General features: G+C 37.8%; 18 protein-coding genes. 13 read left to right on the top strand and 5 right to left on the bottom strand.

Features of this window, described 5'->3' with window-relative positions; all coding sequences use genetic code 11:
- Positions 1 to 38: 38 nt before the first annotated feature.
- Positions 39 to 554 (bottom strand): thermonuclease family protein, encoded by a 516-nt coding sequence (locus DM558_RS14910; protein ID WP_164731475.1) that lies wholly within the window; start codon positions 552 to 554, stop codon positions 39 to 41.
- A gap of 130 nt (positions 555 to 684) precedes the next feature.
- On the opposite strand from DM558_RS14910, the gene DM558_RS14905 reads away from it, so the two are divergent.
- The gene (locus DM558_RS14905) at positions 685 to 951 is read left to right on the top strand and encodes a hypothetical protein (RefSeq protein WP_127164657.1); all 267 of its coding nucleotides are present in this window, start codon (positions 685 to 687) and stop codon (positions 949 to 951) included.
- 18 nt (positions 952 to 969) lie between these two features.
- On the opposite strand, the gene DM558_RS14900 is transcribed toward DM558_RS14905, so the two are convergent.
- Positions 970 to 1,434, bottom strand: a complete 465-nt coding sequence (locus DM558_RS14900) for a macro domain-containing protein (RefSeq protein ID WP_109703752.1) — start codon at positions 1,432 to 1,434, stop codon at positions 970 to 972.
- A gap of 177 nt (positions 1,435 to 1,611) precedes the next feature.
- On the opposite strand from DM558_RS14900, the gene exbB reads away from it, so the two are divergent.
- The 4 genes from exbB (at position 1,612) to DM558_RS14880 (ending at position 4,938) form a co-directional block, all read left to right on the top strand.
- On the top strand, positions 1,612 to 2,553 hold the full coding sequence (gene exbB / locus DM558_RS14895) for a tonB-system energizer ExbB (RefSeq protein ID WP_127164656.1): 942 nt from the start codon (positions 1,612 to 1,614) through the stop codon (positions 2,551 to 2,553).
- Between the two features lie 10 nt (positions 2,554 to 2,563).
- Complete coding sequence (exbD, locus tag DM558_RS14890) at positions 2,564 to 2,998, top strand: TonB system transport protein ExbD (RefSeq protein ID WP_127164655.1); 435 nt, start codon at positions 2,564 to 2,566, stop codon at positions 2,996 to 2,998.
- A complete protein-coding gene (locus DM558_RS14885) occupies positions 2,988 to 3,800 on the top strand; it encodes an energy transducer TonB (protein WP_127164654.1) in 813 nt (270 codons plus the stop codon). Before exbD ends, DM558_RS14885 begins: the two co-directional genes overlap by 11 nt.
- 241 nt (positions 3,801 to 4,041) lie before the next feature.
- Entirely contained in the window at positions 4,042 to 4,938 is an 897-nt protein-coding gene (locus tag DM558_RS14880) for an ATP-binding protein (RefSeq protein ID WP_127164653.1), read from the top strand.
- Between the two features lie 40 nt (positions 4,939 to 4,978).
- Here the strand turns inward: DM558_RS14880 and DM558_RS14875 are convergent, their stop codons facing one another.
- Positions 4,979 to 6,127, bottom strand: a complete 1,149-nt coding sequence (locus DM558_RS14875) for a 1-acyl-sn-glycerol-3-phosphate acyltransferase (protein ID WP_127164652.1) — start codon at positions 6,125 to 6,127, stop codon at positions 4,979 to 4,981.
- A gap of 189 nt (positions 6,128 to 6,316) precedes the next feature.
- On the opposite strand from DM558_RS14875, the gene DM558_RS14870 reads away from it, so the two are divergent.
- From DM558_RS14870 to DM558_RS14835, 8 genes are all read left to right on the top strand, one after another.
- Positions 6,317 to 7,249 carry an ABC transporter ATP-binding protein gene (locus DM558_RS14870; RefSeq protein WP_127164651.1) on the top strand — a complete coding sequence of 311 codons (933 nt, stop codon included), beginning with the start codon at positions 6,317 to 6,319 and terminating at the stop codon, positions 7,247 to 7,249.
- Entirely contained in the window at positions 7,246 to 8,025 is a 780-nt protein-coding gene (locus DM558_RS14865; RefSeq protein ID WP_127164650.1) for an ABC transporter permease, read from the top strand. The genes DM558_RS14870 and DM558_RS14865 overlap by 4 nt, the downstream gene beginning before the upstream one ends.
- 11 nt (positions 8,026 to 8,036) lie before the next feature.
- Positions 8,037 to 8,540: a CinA family protein gene (locus DM558_RS14860; RefSeq protein WP_127164649.1), complete on the top strand. Its 504-nt coding sequence runs from the start codon at positions 8,037 to 8,039 to the stop codon at positions 8,538 to 8,540.
- Positions 8,541 to 8,641: 101 nt separating this feature from the next.
- A complete protein-coding gene (gene recA, locus DM558_RS14855) occupies positions 8,642 to 9,676 on the top strand; it encodes a recombinase RecA (RefSeq protein WP_127164648.1) in 1,035 nt (344 codons plus the stop codon).
- 3 nt (positions 9,677 to 9,679) lie between these two features.
- Complete coding sequence (locus DM558_RS14850) at positions 9,680 to 10,135, top strand: regulatory protein RecX (protein ID WP_127164647.1); 456 nt, start codon at positions 9,680 to 9,682, stop codon at positions 10,133 to 10,135.
- Positions 10,136 to 10,382: 247 nt separating this feature from the next.
- Complete coding sequence (locus DM558_RS14845; protein WP_127164646.1) at positions 10,383 to 10,898, top strand: fimbrial protein; 516 nt, start codon at positions 10,383 to 10,385, stop codon at positions 10,896 to 10,898.
- A 191-nt stretch (positions 10,899 to 11,089) separates the two neighbouring features.
- On the top strand, positions 11,090 to 12,304 hold the full coding sequence (locus DM558_RS14840) for a sugar transporter (RefSeq protein ID WP_109703769.1): 1,215 nt from the start codon (positions 11,090 to 11,092) through the stop codon (positions 12,302 to 12,304).
- A gap of 59 nt (positions 12,305 to 12,363) precedes the next feature.
- Positions 12,364 to 13,344, top strand: a complete 981-nt coding sequence (locus DM558_RS14835; protein WP_127164645.1) for a M28 family peptidase — start codon at positions 12,364 to 12,366, stop codon at positions 13,342 to 13,344.
- Between the two features lie 39 nt (positions 13,345 to 13,383).
- Here DM558_RS14835 and DM558_RS14830 read toward each other — a convergent pair whose 3' ends face one another.
- Together DM558_RS14830 and DM558_RS14825 are read right to left on the bottom strand one after the other, a co-directional pair.
- On the bottom strand, positions 13,384 to 15,036 hold the full coding sequence (locus DM558_RS14830; protein ID WP_127164644.1) for an electron transfer flavoprotein-ubiquinone oxidoreductase: 1,653 nt from the start codon (positions 15,034 to 15,036) through the stop codon (positions 13,384 to 13,386).
- 121 nt (positions 15,037 to 15,157) lie between these two features.
- Positions 15,158 to 16,561, bottom strand: coding sequence for a hypothetical protein (locus DM558_RS14825; protein WP_127164643.1), 1,404 nt, complete (start codon positions 16,559 to 16,561; stop codon positions 15,158 to 15,160).
- Between the last annotated feature and the right edge of the window lie 148 nt (positions 16,562 to 16,709).

Here is a 16,709-nt window from a genome sequence, read left to right as displayed (position 1 = left end):
CCTTGTAATAACACTTACAAGGCTTTAACGACCTATTTCTACTTTTTACTCTGCCGATAAATCCAAGGGGCAATAGGATTTTTCTGCTGCCATAGACCTGTTTTATTCACTTTTGCTTTAGCTTCTAAAGACAAAAGTAGTAAATCATCATTGTAATGGGTATACACCCATGCCATGCCTAATCGAACCATTTCTCGATTAATATTCATACTATCAACCTCAATAATAGCCACAGTTCGTTGGTAATTATCTTGGTTAAGAGGCCTAATATTTACCATTTTATTTTTTACTAATGCGATAAGTGTTTGTTTAGATCTCTGACCATAAGGCTGGCCTATTTCTGGTGCATCAATATAAGCCAAGCGAATACGCTGACGCTGATTATCAGACAAAACATCCACTGTATCACCATCAATGACAGAGATAACACGTACAGTGAACTTATCGTCTGTAACAGGTAATTGATAATAAAGAGCAACGGTTAACAATAAAATAATGACACAAACAATGGGGTTATGCTGTAGCCTTTTAAATATGGATTTTTTTGTTTTCACTGAACGAATATTGAATGGTTAGGTAAAAGATAAGGCTATTCCACTTTTTAATGAACATGCATTATATAATAAATTGATTAACCAGTTTGTATAAATAATGTTTATAACCCCACCTCATGTGGTAAAGATTATGAAGCTCATATTATTACTAACAATTGCCTTTGCTGCTTCAAGCAATGTATTAGCCAATGACGATACCATAAAAATGTGTATTGATATGCTAGCTCAAAAACAGTCACAAGTGAACGCTGATAAAAAAATGACAAGCAAACAAATTGATACTTATTGTCATTGTATTATTCCTGAACTAGAGGGAATAAAAGCAGGCACAATGCCAACCAATCAAGAGTTAAATGTGCTGTACGCAGAATGCCAAAAAAAAGCAGGTGTTAAATAAAATCGTTAGCCTATTAAGTTAGCGTTTAAATTTTACAATGATCACTTGGGCACTTGATTCTATTTGGCTGAATGTATCTTGCATCAGTTTTAATGATTTTTCTTGGCTAAAACTCCCCGACCCTGCGCCAATGATAGGGAACGCTATACGCTTAAACTGCTGCTCATTAACGATCTTCATTGCAGATAATACAGATTGCTCTATCGAGTAGCGTGTAGCAAACCAACACAGATTAATACCTGCAACGTGTATAATAGCCCTATAAGGTAACTTTCCTGCACCTGTCATCACTGCACCCCCTAGAGCTATAGGCCCTTTTTTAGCCAACTCACAAAAAGGGGCATAACCTGCTCGCTTTTTTATAGCACCAGATACCCCTTGGGGAATTAAAAGCCACCATGGAATAATATTACGATTCCATGCATTAACAATCACATCTACAGGCTGGTCTAGTAAATCTCCCTCAACAACAGTTACCTGCATAAATAATACCTTTCTCCACTGATATCAAACAGTATACAACAGTTTATTTGCTAACAACTGCATTAAACATTCAGCACAAAACTCAAAAAAAATATAAAATGACTTTTGTTAAATAACATATTCTGAGATAATGAGAATAATTCTTATTATTTTTAACCATTAAAATTTTGGATAGCTATGTTAAAAGTATCAGGTCATTACACATCGATTGTCATAAAAATGCTTTTAGTAACAGCGCTCTGTTTTAGTTCTGTAAGCTTTGCGCAACAATCAGAAACAGCTACGCCTCAAAACCCAATGGAGCACAGTGTAGCAACAACTTCTGAAGCTGGCAGTGAAGGAAAAACATTACCCCCAACACCAAACCTCACAATAAATGACGATACAGTAGCTTCTGACGTAGCACTAACGCATGATCTTACTCCGTGGGGAATGTATAAAAACGCAGATATCATTGTAAAAATTGTAATGATTGGTCTACTTCTTGCCTCACTAGCTACATGGACGATCTTTATTGCCAAACTCACTGAGCTCACTCTTGCTAAAAAGCGACTACGCAAAGAAATGGCTTCACTAAATGGAGCAAAAACACTTAAGCAAGCATGTAATGTTTCAGATCAATTTGCTAAAAATAGTCTAACCAATATCTTAATCAATGATATACAAGAAGAACTTGATCTCTCAGCTAACACAACCAGTCAAGAGGGTATCAAAGAACGTGCTGCCTTTCGTCAAGACCGCCTAGTCGCTGCAAGTGGGCGACAAATGAATACTGGCACCAGTGTATTGGCAACCATCGGTTCTGTTTCTCCTTTTATTGGCCTATTTGGTACCGTATGGGGAATTATGAACAGCTTCATTGGTATCGCAGAAACACAAACCACTAACTTAGCGGTTGTTGCTCCAGGTATTGCGGAAGCATTATTAGCCACGGCAATGGGGTTAGTTGCCGCCATCCCAGCAGTTATTATCTATAACATTTTTGTGCGAGCGATCAATAGCTATCGAGTTCTTGTAAGCGATATCTCGGCCAAAGCACTACTGTTATTAAGCCGAGACTTAGATAGAGAAAACTACACATCTAGAACAAGCAGTCACCACACGGCTGAGTCAAAATAGGTTAGCATTCATGGCAATTAATCTAAAAGAAGGAAGCGATGATAGTGCAGTAATGAGTGAAATTAACGTCACACCATTTATTGATGTGATGCTGGTATTACTTATTATTTTTATGGTAGCCGCACCGCTAGCGACAGTAGATATCAAAGTAGACCTTCCGACCTCTACAGCTAAACCACAACCCAAGCCTGATAAACCTGTTATATTGACGCTAAAGGAAGGAAATGAGCTTTATTTAGGCAATAATTTAGTCAACAATAATGACCAGTTGGCTGAACAACTAGATAAGCAAACAAATGGTAATAAAGAAACAACTATCTTCTTCCAAGCTGATAAAACCGTAAATTACGAAGACCTCATTACTGTTATGAATGATCTTAGAAGTGCAGGCTATTTGAAAATTGGCTTGGTGGGTTTAGAGGCTACTCAGAACGATGCAAAATAAGCAACTTTCATCGATTATTCTTTGGGTTATATCGCTTATTATTGTAATAGGCTTACACATTGGTTTAGCTGTTGCTTTAATGTTTAGTTGGCATGCGGCTCCCCCTCCACCGCTTACTGCACCTGCTGCAATCATGGTAGAACTAGCTCCATCCATTGAGGCACCTAACAATACACCACAAAAAGACCCCGCCCCGATTACACAACAGATATCTGATCCAACACCTGAGGAACCTGACCCTATCGATGAGCCTGATCCTTTACCAGAGCCCATTATAGAAAAACCAGAACCTAAAGTGGTTATTAATAAGCAACCTAAACCCAAGCCTATTAAAAAGCAGGTAAAAAAACCTGTTGAAAAACCAGTTGAAAAACCTAAAGAAATAACTGAAGATACATTGCCTAAAGCAGAAATATCATCCACTGCTTCTGCTGCCAGTGATAAAATATCTGACCGTGTCGCAGCACCTGAAACAACAGCGTCCACCAGTCCATCCAAAGCACAAATCACTTGGCAATCTCGTTTATTTGCTCATATTGCAAAATATAAACGCTACCCCATGATGGCCCGTAAGAAACGACAACAAGGCACAGTTTCTGTAAACTTCACTATCGATACCCAAGGAAATCTCTCGGCCAAAAGAATTGTTAAAAGTTCCGGCTATCCCTTATTAGACCAAGAAGTTCTTAACTTATTAGATAGGGCACAACCTTTACCGAAACCACCGGCTGATGTCCTTAATGGAAAAAATGCAAGAACAATAACAATCCCCATCAACTTCAACTTAAAAGATAGGTATTAGTTTTTGAATTAATACCTATCTACCGCAACTTTTATCTAATTTAAGAGTCCATTATTAAAACAGCTATCTAATAGATAAGCACTGGTCAATACCCTTACCAGTGCTTTAAAAAATTAATCTTAATTTTAGATTACCCAAAAGGTAAAACAATATAAGATATAGTACATATCGGCGTAGAATGCTTAATATAACCTAAGCATTTACAATCATTTTCAACCAAAAGATATCTATCAGAATACTTATGAATGATTTACCTTTACAACAAATCCTTGCGCAATTGACACGTATTGCAAACAGTTTAGAGCAAGCGTTCCCAGCGCCCATCAACAATACCATACATGGCGATACTATCGCCTACTTATGGGAGCATCGTTTCTTTAATGGGGTAGAACAACCCGTACTCATTCCTGTTGAAGAACCTAATTTAATTAGCTTCGATGATTTAAAAAATATTGATCGCCAAAAGGGGCTAATTGAACAAAATACACGACAATTTGTTGAGGGATTACCCGCCAACAATGTTTTATTAACAGGTGCAAGAGGTACAGGAAAAAGCTCTTTAATTAAGGCGTGCTTAAATGCATTTCACAAGCAAGGGTTACGACTCATCGAAGTTGATAAAGAACACTTGATGGATCTACCTCAAATTGTCAGTTTAACCAGAGGACGTCCTGAGCGCTTTATTATTTTTTGTGATGATATTTCATTTGAAGAAGGCGAAACAGGATATAAAGGCCTAAAAACCGTGTTAGATGGTTCTATTGCAGGCAAATCAGATAATACTCTCATTTATGCCACCTCAAACCGTAAACATCTAATGCCTGAGCGTATTGATGATAACCTAAGTTATCGTACTGACCAACAAGGTGAGATTCATCCAGGTGAAGTCATTGAAGAAAAGGTTTCTCTTTCTGAACGCTTTGGTTTATGGATTTCGGTTTATGGGTTTACTCAAGAACAATACTTAGCTGCTGTAAGCCAATGGCTAAATACTTATGGTATTGAAATGGGTGATGATGAAGACATAGCTAAAGAATCTATTCGGTGGGCTACTTACCGTGGCTCACGTTCAGGACGTATTGCAGCACAATTTGCCAAAGATTATGCCGGCCGTCTAAAATCTAAAGTAAATCAATAACCAAAATCAGCTAGCCCCTTAATAAAGGGCTAGCTACTATCTACTTTAATCGGTACTTATTATAAACAGGGTAAGCATACTGCATAATTAAATAAGGTTTATGCTCATCAGGGCATGTCTCTAATCTTTTTTGCCATTCAATTTTTGACTGTGCTATTTTTTCATCCGTAAATAGTGACTCCATCGGAGGAACTATCAAACTCTTATCCGCTTTATCCCATTGCTCATAAGCTAAGTAATTAACAGGAAACAAATAACTGTTTTTAAGTATTTGTCGGTCAACCAGATCAGCCAACTCTTTAGCGTCTTCAAATCCTGTTGTAATTATATGCCCAAAGTGCACATGAACATCACCTTTATACCCTGTAATTCCTAGCGCAATGCTCTGACCATCCTCACCTACCGCTTTCGTGTATTTACCTTCGGTTGCTTTAATATAGAGCTCGCGGGCTTTCATGAGATCACAAGGGTCATATTCATAACTAATAGACACTGGCAATAAATTTAAACTGGCAATTACATCAGCAAACACTTCTTCTTTACGACTAATATGCAGCATTTTTAATAATGCTGGGTCAGTTTCATCATTACCATCTTTAGCTCTCCCCTCTGCTTGAGCAATCCAAATAGAGACATGATCGTTGATAAGTGAATGATTAATATAGGCTGATAACTCTTGGTAAGCCACTAACTTTTCTTTACGCCCAGTGACAGAGCGCTGCACAATAAAACTTTTATTCAAGCGCATTAAGTCGGCAACAAATTGTTTTTGCAGTAGATTATCGCCAATGGCAATACGTGGAGTATCTAACCCTAATAAATGCAGTGCATAATTGGTTAATGTCGGATCCATCACAATATCGCGATGATTTGCTATAAACAAATGAGCTTTTGTTGTATCGAGTGGTTTAGAAGTAGAGTAATTAAAATGCGCAATGGATGAAGAAATAGAATGCCGAACATAGTCGGTAATCTTTAATTGTAAATCGGTGACTGTATTAATTTGTGATAAATACTTCTTTAATTTATAAGCAATAAACGGACGCAACATCCACCCAAAAGCACTGCTTAGATGAGGAAAACGGTACTTTAATACGATATTGATAAATTCATTGTCTTTTGACAGTCTAGCGATTACGCTCGGTACTTCATCATCATGGTAAGGACGAATCCTTTGAAATTGCCCCATATTGATCTTTATAACCTTTTACTGATACACCTATAAATTAATAAAACGCTTAACCTTACTGGCTAAACTTTAATCGATTATTATAATCTGATTTGCTATTTACGCCTATAGTCCATATATAATATAACGACTGCAAATATCTTAATCAAAGTGTTAAGATAAAAACTTATGTTCAAAAATGAGAGTATTATGACACCTGCTCTGTCTATAAAACAGTTAACAAAAACCTATAACAATGGCTTTGAAGCGTTAAAAGGGATTGATTTAGAAGTAGATCAAGGGGACTTTTTTGCTTTACTAGGCCCTAATGGTGCGGGTAAATCAACCACCATTGGTATCCTTTCATCCCTAGTGAATAAAACCAGTGGTACTATCCAAGTATTTGGTCATGACTATGATACAGACCTTTTTAACTTAAAACGCCATTTAGGCGTTGTTCCTCAAGAATTCAATTTTAATCAGTTTGAAAAGTGTTTTGATGTAATTATCACACAGGCTGGTTACTATGGTGTTCCGCCCAAAATAGCAAAAGAACGTGCTGAATATTATTTTAAAGAGCTTGGTTTATGGGATAAAAAAGACGTTACCGTTAGAATGCTATCAGGGGGGATGAAACGTCGCCTCATGATTGTTCGCGCTCTTATTCATGAACCAAAACTACTCATCTTAGATGAACCCACTGCGGGGGTAGACATTGAGTTACGCCGCTCGATGTGGAACTTTTTAACCAAGCTTAATGAACAAGGCATGACCATTATTCTGACCACTCACTATCTTGAAGAAGCAGAACAGTTATGCCGTCATATTGCGATCATTAATCATGGGCAAATCATTAAAAATAGCAGCATGCGTAGTTTATTAAATACCCTCAATGAAGAAACGATTATTTTAGACCTCGTAACGCCTTTAAATGCTCCTCCAAAACTACAGGATTATCATTGTAAACTCATTGATAATCAAACACTAGAGGTTGTTGTTAAGCACGAGGAAGGTATTAATGAATTATTTAATCAATTAAACCAGCACGCTATCACTGTTTCTAGTATGAGAAATAAAAATAACCGACTCGAAGAGCTTTTCTTAGATTTAGTTGAAAACAACGAGACAGAACAAACATCATGAATATTGAATTAACAACAAACCTAATCGCCCTACGTACCATTGTATTTCGCGAAATAAATCGCTTTATGCGAATATGGCCACAAACACTGCTACCACCTGCCATCACAATGGCATTATATTTTATTATCTTTGGTAAGCTCATTGGAAGCCGTATCGGTGACATGGGAGGATTTGATTATATCCAATACATCGTTCCCGGCCTGATTATGATGTCGGTTATCACCAATTCTTATAGCAATGTTGTCTCTAGTTTTTTTGGTGCAAAATTCCATCGTTCGATTGAAGAACTTCTTATTTCGCCTGTTTCACCCCATACCATACTCTTTGGTTTTATAACGGGTGGGATTTTAAGAGGGCTTGCGGTTGGTTTTATTGTGTCTATTTTATCTCTCTTCTTTACTAAACTGGATATACACCATATTGGTATTACCTTATTAGTTGTTATTCTTACAGCCGCTGTTTTTTCTTTGGCTGGCTTTATTAATGCAGTTTATGCCCGTAATTTTGATGATATATCCATTGTTCCAACCTTTGTCCTAACTCCCCTCACCTATTTGGGTGGAGTATTTTACTCCATCGATCTACTGCCCAAGTTTTGGCAAGATGTCTCATTGATCAACCCTATTCTCCATATGGTCAACGCTTTTCGTTATGGTATTTTGGGTGTTTCGGACATCAATATTTACATTGCAATTAGTTTCTTAGTTGCGGCAACCATCCTGCTTTATGTCGCAAGTCTTTATTTACTGAAAACTGGCAAAGGTTTACGCCAATAAATAGGCTCAACATGAAAACGACGATTAACCACTTAGCACAACACTTAGGAAAGCAACTAAAAAAATTACAGGCGCAAGTTACCACTGCCGAATCCTGCACAGGTGGTGGTATTGCCGAGGCTATTACGCGCATCTCTGGTAGCTCTGGTTGGTTTGAAGTTGGCTATATTACTTACTCCAATCGGCAAAAAACAGCATTACTTAATGTACCTGAACAATTGTTTAGTAGTGTAGGCGCTGTGAGTGAAGAAGTGGTGAATGCCATGATAAAAGGTGCAATCACTCAAAGTAATGCACAGTTTGGTGTTGCGGTTAGCGGGGTGGCAGGCCCTACAGGAGGAACAGATAAACATCCTGTAGGAATGGTATGGTTTGGGTGGTATGGCAATAATCAATACTATAGTCACTGTGCACAATTTCAGGGAGATCGCGAAAGTATTAGAGAGGAAACGATTCAATTAGCACTTCATGGGCTCATCCGCTTAACACAACAAAAAATACCCACTGAAAACTAAAAAGTGCTTTGGTTATTAGCAACCACTATGAAATAATAGTCACCAAATTTTAGCAAAAATAATGCTATAGATGTTTCTTTTTACACGAATGAGGATTGATAATGGAAGAGAATAAAAAACGCGCCCTTGCCGCTGCTCTCACGCAAATTGAAAGGCAATTTGGTAAAGGTGCTGTCATGCGCATGGGCGATCATGAGCGTCAAACCATTCCTGCCATTTCAACAGGCTCACTAGGTCTTGATATTGCTCTTGGTATTGGCGGTCTCCCCAAAGGCCGTATTGTTGAAATTTATGGTCCAGAATCTTCTGGTAAAACAACGCTTACCCTTTCTGTTATTGCTGAAGCGCAAAAACAAGGTTGTGTTTGCGCTTTCGTTGACGCAGAACACGCACTTGACCCTCAATATGCAGGCAAATTAGGGGTTAATGTTGATGACCTTTATGTAGCACAACCAGATACTGGTGAACAAGCCCTTGAAATTACTGACATGCTTGTGCGCTCTAACGCTGTGGATGTCATCATTGTTGACTCAGTAGCAGCGCTTGTACCGAAAGCGGAAATCGAAGGAGAAATGGGTGACTCACACATGGGCTTACAAGCTCGTTTAATGTCACAAGCCTTACGTAAAATCACAGGAAACATCAAAACTGCCAACTGTTTAGTTATCTTTATTAACCAAATTCGTATGAAAATTGGTGTCATGTTTGGCAACCCTGAAACAACAACAGGTGGTAATGCACTTAAATTCTATGCGTCAGTCCGTTTAGATATCCGTCGCACCGGCTCTGTTAAAGAAGGCGATGAAGTTACTGGTAGTGAAACACGTGTTAAAGTGGTTAAAAACAAAGTGGCGCCGCCTTTCCGTCAAGCAGAGTTCCAAATTCTGTACGGAAAAGGTATCTACCGCACAGGTGAAATTATAGATTTAGGCGTACAATTAGGACTTATCGAAAAAGCAGGTGCTTGGTATAGTCATGATGGTAAAAAAATTGGCCAAGGGAAAGCGAATGCTTCTAAATTCTTGGAAGAGAATCCAGACATTACCAAAGCATTAGAAACAGCTATTCGTGAGCAGCTACTGAACCAACCTGCTTCATTTACAGCCGATGATGATACAACTTCATCAGATGACTAACACATGGCTGTTTTAGAGACCCCCATGGCTATCCGCAAGGTAGCTATGGACTTATTAGCCATGCGCGAGCATGGCCGTCTTGAGCTAAAACGAAAGCTATTACGCAAGGGAGCACTGCCTGAGCTTATCGATAATGTTCTTGATCAGCTCACTCAAGATAAACTCCTTAATGAAAGTCGCTATTTAGAATCTTATATTCGAAGCCGAGCCAATAATGGTTATGGACCTTTACGAATACAACAAGAACTCCTCGAACGTGGTATTAATAAAACAGAAATAACCCAAGCACTTGATGAGTCTGGGTATGACTGGCAAGAACAACTACAAATGGTATGGGAGCGAAAATTTGGTAACTCGCCTAAAGACCTCAAAGAAAAAGCAAAGCAAGGGCGTTTTTTACTGTACCGCGGTTTTAATATAGGGATGATCAATAAATTAAAAAAATTCAATATTAATTAAAAAAATTCTGTTATTAATTTTTATTTCAAAGGGCATTGTATCTTTAAATTTTTCTATTATAATTACGCCGCACTTAAGAGTATTAGCCAAAAGTATTATTAGAATAGATGCTTAATATTTAAATATTGTACTAAAACTATTAGCGTCTGATTATTATCTAAATTTTTGTCATTAAAGGAATAGTGTAAATAACAAGGTATTTAATAGAAGATCTTATATCTTGAAATATGTAGTTTTAGGAGAAACGATGAAAAAATTTATTTCTAGTATTTTACTTACCGCCAGCACTTTACCTACCTTAGCTTTTGCAGAGCAGGCTAATACCATTAATTTTAGAGGTGAAGTTACCTCTCAAACATGTAATGTCAGTATCAATGGTGAAACGACAAGCCCTGTCGTGCTGATGCCAACAGTATCATCTTCTGTGTTAACAACTGCAGGCCAAACAGCAGGAAACACAGGATTCTCTATTGAAATCAAAGATTGTACACAAGCCTCTAAAGCCAAGGCGTGGATCTATACTGCACTCAATGGGAGCAATGGCAATGTACTAAATACAGGGGGGACTGCCTCTAATGTTGAAATACGTCTTCTTGATGGTGTTACTCAACAACAAGTTTTTATGACGCATGCAACATCACAAGCGACCATCAGTTCATCAGGAACTGCCTCTATTCCATTAGTAGCCCAATATTACTCAACAGGCAATACCACCGCTGGGTCTGTCATTGGAACAGCAATGTACATAATGGCCTATGAGTAACGCTTATAACATATAGATTATGGCCTTAGTAAAAATAGGTTAAATCAAGTACATAGAATATTCACCATGCTGATTTAACCTATTAATAAATTATTTAACATAAAAACAACGCATAATTTTTCTTAACTACACATGAAATATTCATCACAAACTGCTACAGTAGCCTTTTCTACTAACGCATGCTTCCACCTATGAATAACACATCCACTGATCAAAATACAAAATTCTGGCGAGCTTGGCTACCTGTTATAGCGCTTTCTTTTGCAGCTTTTATTTTCAATACGACAGAATTTCTCCCTGTTGGCTTGCTCCCTAGCATTGCCAAAAGCTTTAATATGGATGTATCACATACAGGCCTTTTAATTACAGGTTATGCATGGGTTGTGACCATCATGTCATTACCATTGACCATTTTAACAGCAAAAATTGAAAGACGTTTACTGCTCGTTATCCTCTTTATTCTCTTCATTGGTAGCCATGTTCTTGCTTGGCTTGCATGGAGTTTTGCCTCTTTAATGACTGCACGCGTGGGAATAGCTTGTGCACATGCTGTCTTCTGGGCAATTACTACACCGCTTGCTGCACGCATCGCCCCTTTTCATAAGCGTGCAAAAGCTTTAAGTTTTATTGTCACAGGGTCATCACTCGCGACTGTTTTGGGTGTTCCTATTGGTACCATCATCGGCCAACACTTAGGCTGGCGTATTGCTTTTCTCTGTATTGCTATCACTGCATTTATTGTGATGTTTATTCTCATTTGGTTACTACCCAGACTGCCTAGCAATAATGCAGGTTCTTTAAAGAGTTTACCTTCGCTCTTTAAACGCCCTACCTTAATGTACGTTTATCTTCTCACCGCGATTATTGTTACAGGACACTTCACTGCCTACACCTATATTGCACCATTTATGACAACTATGGCTGGCTTTAGTGAAAACTTCGTTGTATTCCTTCTCTTAATAATAGGAGGAGCAGGCATCATTGGTAGTATTATTTTTACAAAAAAATCAGCTCAACATCCCATTGCATTACCGATCATCTCCATTAGTTGCTTATTAGCCAGTTTAATTTTATTAACCATCAGTGCTAATACTCACGTTAGTGTAATGATACTTTGCCTCATCTGGGGTGGTGCGATGACAGTCATTGCATTGGCACTACAAACAAAAGTCCTCGATGCGGCTCCTGATGCCTCTGATGTTGCTATTTCTATGTTCTCTGGTATTTTTAATATTGGTATCGGTGGTGGCGCTTTAGTGGGCAGTATTGTACTAGCTAAAATGGATATTTCTTATATTGGCTATGTAGGTGCTATTTTTGTTTTAATCGCATTGGTTATTTTTTACTTGATCTCTCGCCGTTATTGGCTACAAACACCCCCTCAACCTGTGGAAGAACTCGACTAATCTAAGCGGCTAATTTTATTTAGCCGCTACTGCATACAAATAGATATTAAGGAAATAACATGTCTATTTATACGAAAATAACTATTTCTATAGCCGGCATAATTCTCTTTATCAGCTTGTTGACTATTTCTGCCTGCTCACTATTAACACAATCTTCTGTTAAGCCTAAAAAAACAGCTCTGGTCATCCCTAATATTTCTACACAAAATCTTATCCAACATGTTAAACAGCTTTCTGTCACAAATCACCCCAGAAACTATTTACATTTGGATAACCTGAATGCAACAGCAGATTATATAAAACAACACATGCAATCTTACTCCCATGATGTGTCAGAACAAATCTTTACAATAGACAATATAAAATACCGTAATATTATTAGCCACTTTGGCCCTAAAAAAGGAGCGCGTATCATTATTGGTGCTCACTATGATAGTTGCTGTCAAACACAAGGTGCTGATGATAATGCCAGTGGTATAGCCGGACTATTGGAGCTTGCTAGGCTCTTGAAGGAAAACCCACCCAATACACCCATTGAGTTAATCGCTTATAGTCTAGAAGAACCACCCTTTTTCAGAACAAAGGATATGGGCAGTGCAATTCATGCGCAATCGGTTGCAGGTCAGCCAATTAAGCTCATGATATCTCTTGAGATGATAGGTTATTTTAGCGATAAACCTAACTCACAGCAGTTTCCTTTTAAACTTATGCAAAAACTCTACAGTGATAAAGGTAATTTTATTGCTATTATCAGTAATATGGACAATAGAAAAGCCACAGCAACCATTAAAAGCTATATGCTTGGCGCAACAGATTTACCTGTTTACTCACTCAACGCGCCCTCATTTATCACTGGAGTTGATTTTTCAGACCACCGTAACTATTGGAAACATGACATTCCAGCGGTTATGATCACAGATACCTCATTTTATCGTAACGTTCACTACCATGAGGCTAATGGCGATAGTTGGGAAGATTTAGACTATAACCGCATGGCTAAAGTTATTCAGGGCGTTTATAGTACTGTACAAAATTATTAAATAAAAAAGGTGGCTATTATATGCCACCTTTTAAAACCTCTACATATTAGGATAAACAGGCCCACCACCACCCTCAGGTGGTACCCAATTAATATTTTGAGCAGGGTCTTTTATATCACACGTTTTACAATGTACGCAGTTAGAGGCATTAATTTGGAAATGTTTAGCTCCATCATCGCCATCTACTACCTCATAAACACCTGCGGGGCAATAATATTGTGATGGTTCACCATACTCAGGAAGATTTTTCTTAATAGGAATATCCGCATCAAGCAATTGTAAGTGACAAGGCTGATTCTCTTCATGAGTGGTATTGGACAAGAAGACAGAAGATAAGCGGTCAAATGTTATCACGCCATCAGGCTTAGGATAACTTATTTTTTGAGACTCACTCGCCCTCTTTAATGTCGTGTAATCAGGGTGATTATCATGCAGCGTGAACGGTAGTTTACCCGCAAAAATACTCTGGTCAATGTAATTAAACATCCCCCCCATAAACGTACCAAATTTATGCATCGCTGGGCCAAAATTACGCGAAGCATACAGCTCATCATAAACCCAACTTTCTTTAAACGATGAAGAGAAAGTCGCTAGCTCATCACCGGAGCGCCCCACTGATAAAGCATCAACAATAGACTCTGCCGCTAACATTCCCGTTTTCATCGCGGTATGGCAGCCCTTGATTTTTGAAAAATTGAGTGTTCCAAGTTCACAGCCAATGAGCGCACCACCGGGGAAAACCATTTTAGGCAACGAATTAAAACCACCTTTAGTAATTGCACGCGCACCATAACAAATACGCTTACCACCATCTAAATACTGGCGGATAACGGGGTGTAATTTATGCCGTTGGAATTCTTCAAAAGGAGATAAGTACGGGTTGTCATAAGATAAATCAACAATAAGCCCAACCAATACTTGATTATTTTCTGCATGATATAAAAAGGAACCACCGGGGCTAGACTTTGTTAATGGCCAACCTGTGGTATGCACAACAAGCCCTTCCTCATGCTTAGCAGGGTCAATCTCCCACAGCTCTTTAATACCAATACCATAATGCTGTGCATCAGACTCTGCATCTAAACGGTAGCGCTCAATAAGTTGCTTACCTAAATGGCCACGACATCCCTCGGCAAACAGAGTGTATTTAGCACGTAACTCCATGCCTGGCGTATACAACCCGTCTTTTGGCTTACCTTCTTTATCAACGCCCATGTCACCCGTTAATACACCATACACCCTATTCTGCTCATCAATTAATAACTCTTGAGCAGCAAACCCAGGATAAACTTCAACACCAAGAGCTTCTGCTTGTTCTGCTAACCAACGGCAAAGCATGCCTAAGGAAATAATGTAATTACCTTCATTATGCATACTTTTAGGAACAAAAAGATTAGGAATCTTCTGTGCACTTTTCTCACCGGTCAATAAATAAATATCATCACGAAGAACTTTGGTTGTAACAGGCGCGCCTTTTTCTTGCCAATCCGGAAATAACTCCTGCAATGCTTTTGTTTCAAAAACAGTACCGGCCAAAATATGAGCACCTACTTCAACACCCTTATCCACTACGCAAACATTAATTTCCTGACTTGTTTTTAATGCTTCTTGTTTTAGCCGACACGCTGCAGACAGCCCCGCAGGTCCCGCACCGACGATAACAACATCAAACTCCATAGACTCACGTTCCACACCAAGCTCCTCACAGACTTTATTATTTCATCTGCTGTTATAGTCAATTATTAGAGATTACTGTTATTCTACCCATTTTTACTAACGGTTGACCAATAAAAAATCATCCTTAAATAATCCATTAAAAACGTAAGTAAACTCGCATAGTAGGATTATCCTTACTAAAATACTGATCTAACCATTTATAAGACAATGTTTGTGTCTTCTCATCCCACACAGCAGGTTGTTTACTATAAGGATGAGAAGCCTTGCTATTTAGTTGTTTTAAAAAATTGGAAACTTCTTCTTTATTAATATGGGCTTGTTTAATTTTTAACTTAAGCTGCACTAAACTTAAATAACCAACCAAATCATATTGACTCAATCTCCAGTCATGCATCTGGTTCATTTTAGCTTGTACATAATATCTACCACCGATATTCTCCATACCATAGACATCCGACAACGCTTTTAGACTTAAAGTAGTGTCTTTAAAAACAGGCGACAACACTTGTTGATCATTTGTAGAGGCATTAATCAATAGCTGTTTACTCTCTTCGCTAAACGTATTCATCTCGTTATAAAATAAATTCATTGTTTCATCGGTATCGAATGCACTATCTTGCTTTGCTATTATGCTTAGCCCTTCAAATATTGTTACTTTATTAAGTACATTATCTTTCCACCTTTCAGGATATAAATAGAGCATTCGCAATTCTTGATCTCGATACCCGTCAAAAGCCCTAACTAATGATTGTTGCTCCAGTTCTGTGAAAGACTCCAGCAACTTAACTAGTTTTGGATTATCTAATTGTGAAGCTAATAGCGGTATATCCAATAGCTCACTAATTAAATAATATATTTTTCTTAAACCTTGTGAAAAAATCACATAGTCACCTAATGTGATATTTTTATTTTGGGTTAATGCTTTTTTTGCAAAATCTAGCTCTAGTTGTAAATTTTCTAACCCTTCATCTACACGATTGTCTGCGATGGTATATGTAATGTCTTTTAAATGTAAATGCAACAATCTGATATAGTTTGATCCTATCAAACCAACAGTATCATCATCAACTGACTCATAAATAGGTAGTTTTAAGTAAACCTTATAGCGTACCAATAAGAGATTATGCCTTATAAAAGCCTTCGTTTTTATTTTTTCTGCCATAATATTGCTTATGCAATTTTTCTCGATAAAACTCTTACAGGGAAAAAAATAAGACTGATAGTCATCAAAACCTAATATTCTCTCCTCACTAAAACCACTGAAAAGCTTCTCCGTACTTTTAAGAATATTGATATCTCGTTTTTCCATGGCCAAATGCTGAGCATTCACTCTTTTTATAATAAATTGTTTGCCAATCTCCATAGGATTCCTATCTACTGGAGACTCTATCGCAAGCAATCCGACAAAGGCATTCTGACTCAAATTATCAGGTAATTTGACAAGTAACTTTTCTTTTACTTCAGGCAGCAACTCCCCATAACAAGAAATACTTAAACAGCATAATGTTGTAACATAAGCTAAAAAGTATCTTAACCCCATACTGTAGGCCTTATTTGTATATTCATTATTAAAAACTTAAATTCTATTTTATTCATAATATGTCTTATAGCGTTTCTCGCACATCGCAATAGAAAAAAAATTAAAACAAAACGCCGTCATATATTAATCTTTCTTACAATTACATAAT

The sequence above is a fragment of the Entomomonas moraniae genome (genome assembly GCF_003991975.1).
In the GTDB taxonomy this organism is placed as follows: domain Bacteria; phylum Pseudomonadota; class Gammaproteobacteria; order Pseudomonadales; family Pseudomonadaceae; genus Entomomonas; species Entomomonas moraniae.
The sequence above is the reverse complement of the archived record's forward strand: the minus strand, read 5'-3'. Positions and strand labels throughout refer to the sequence as shown.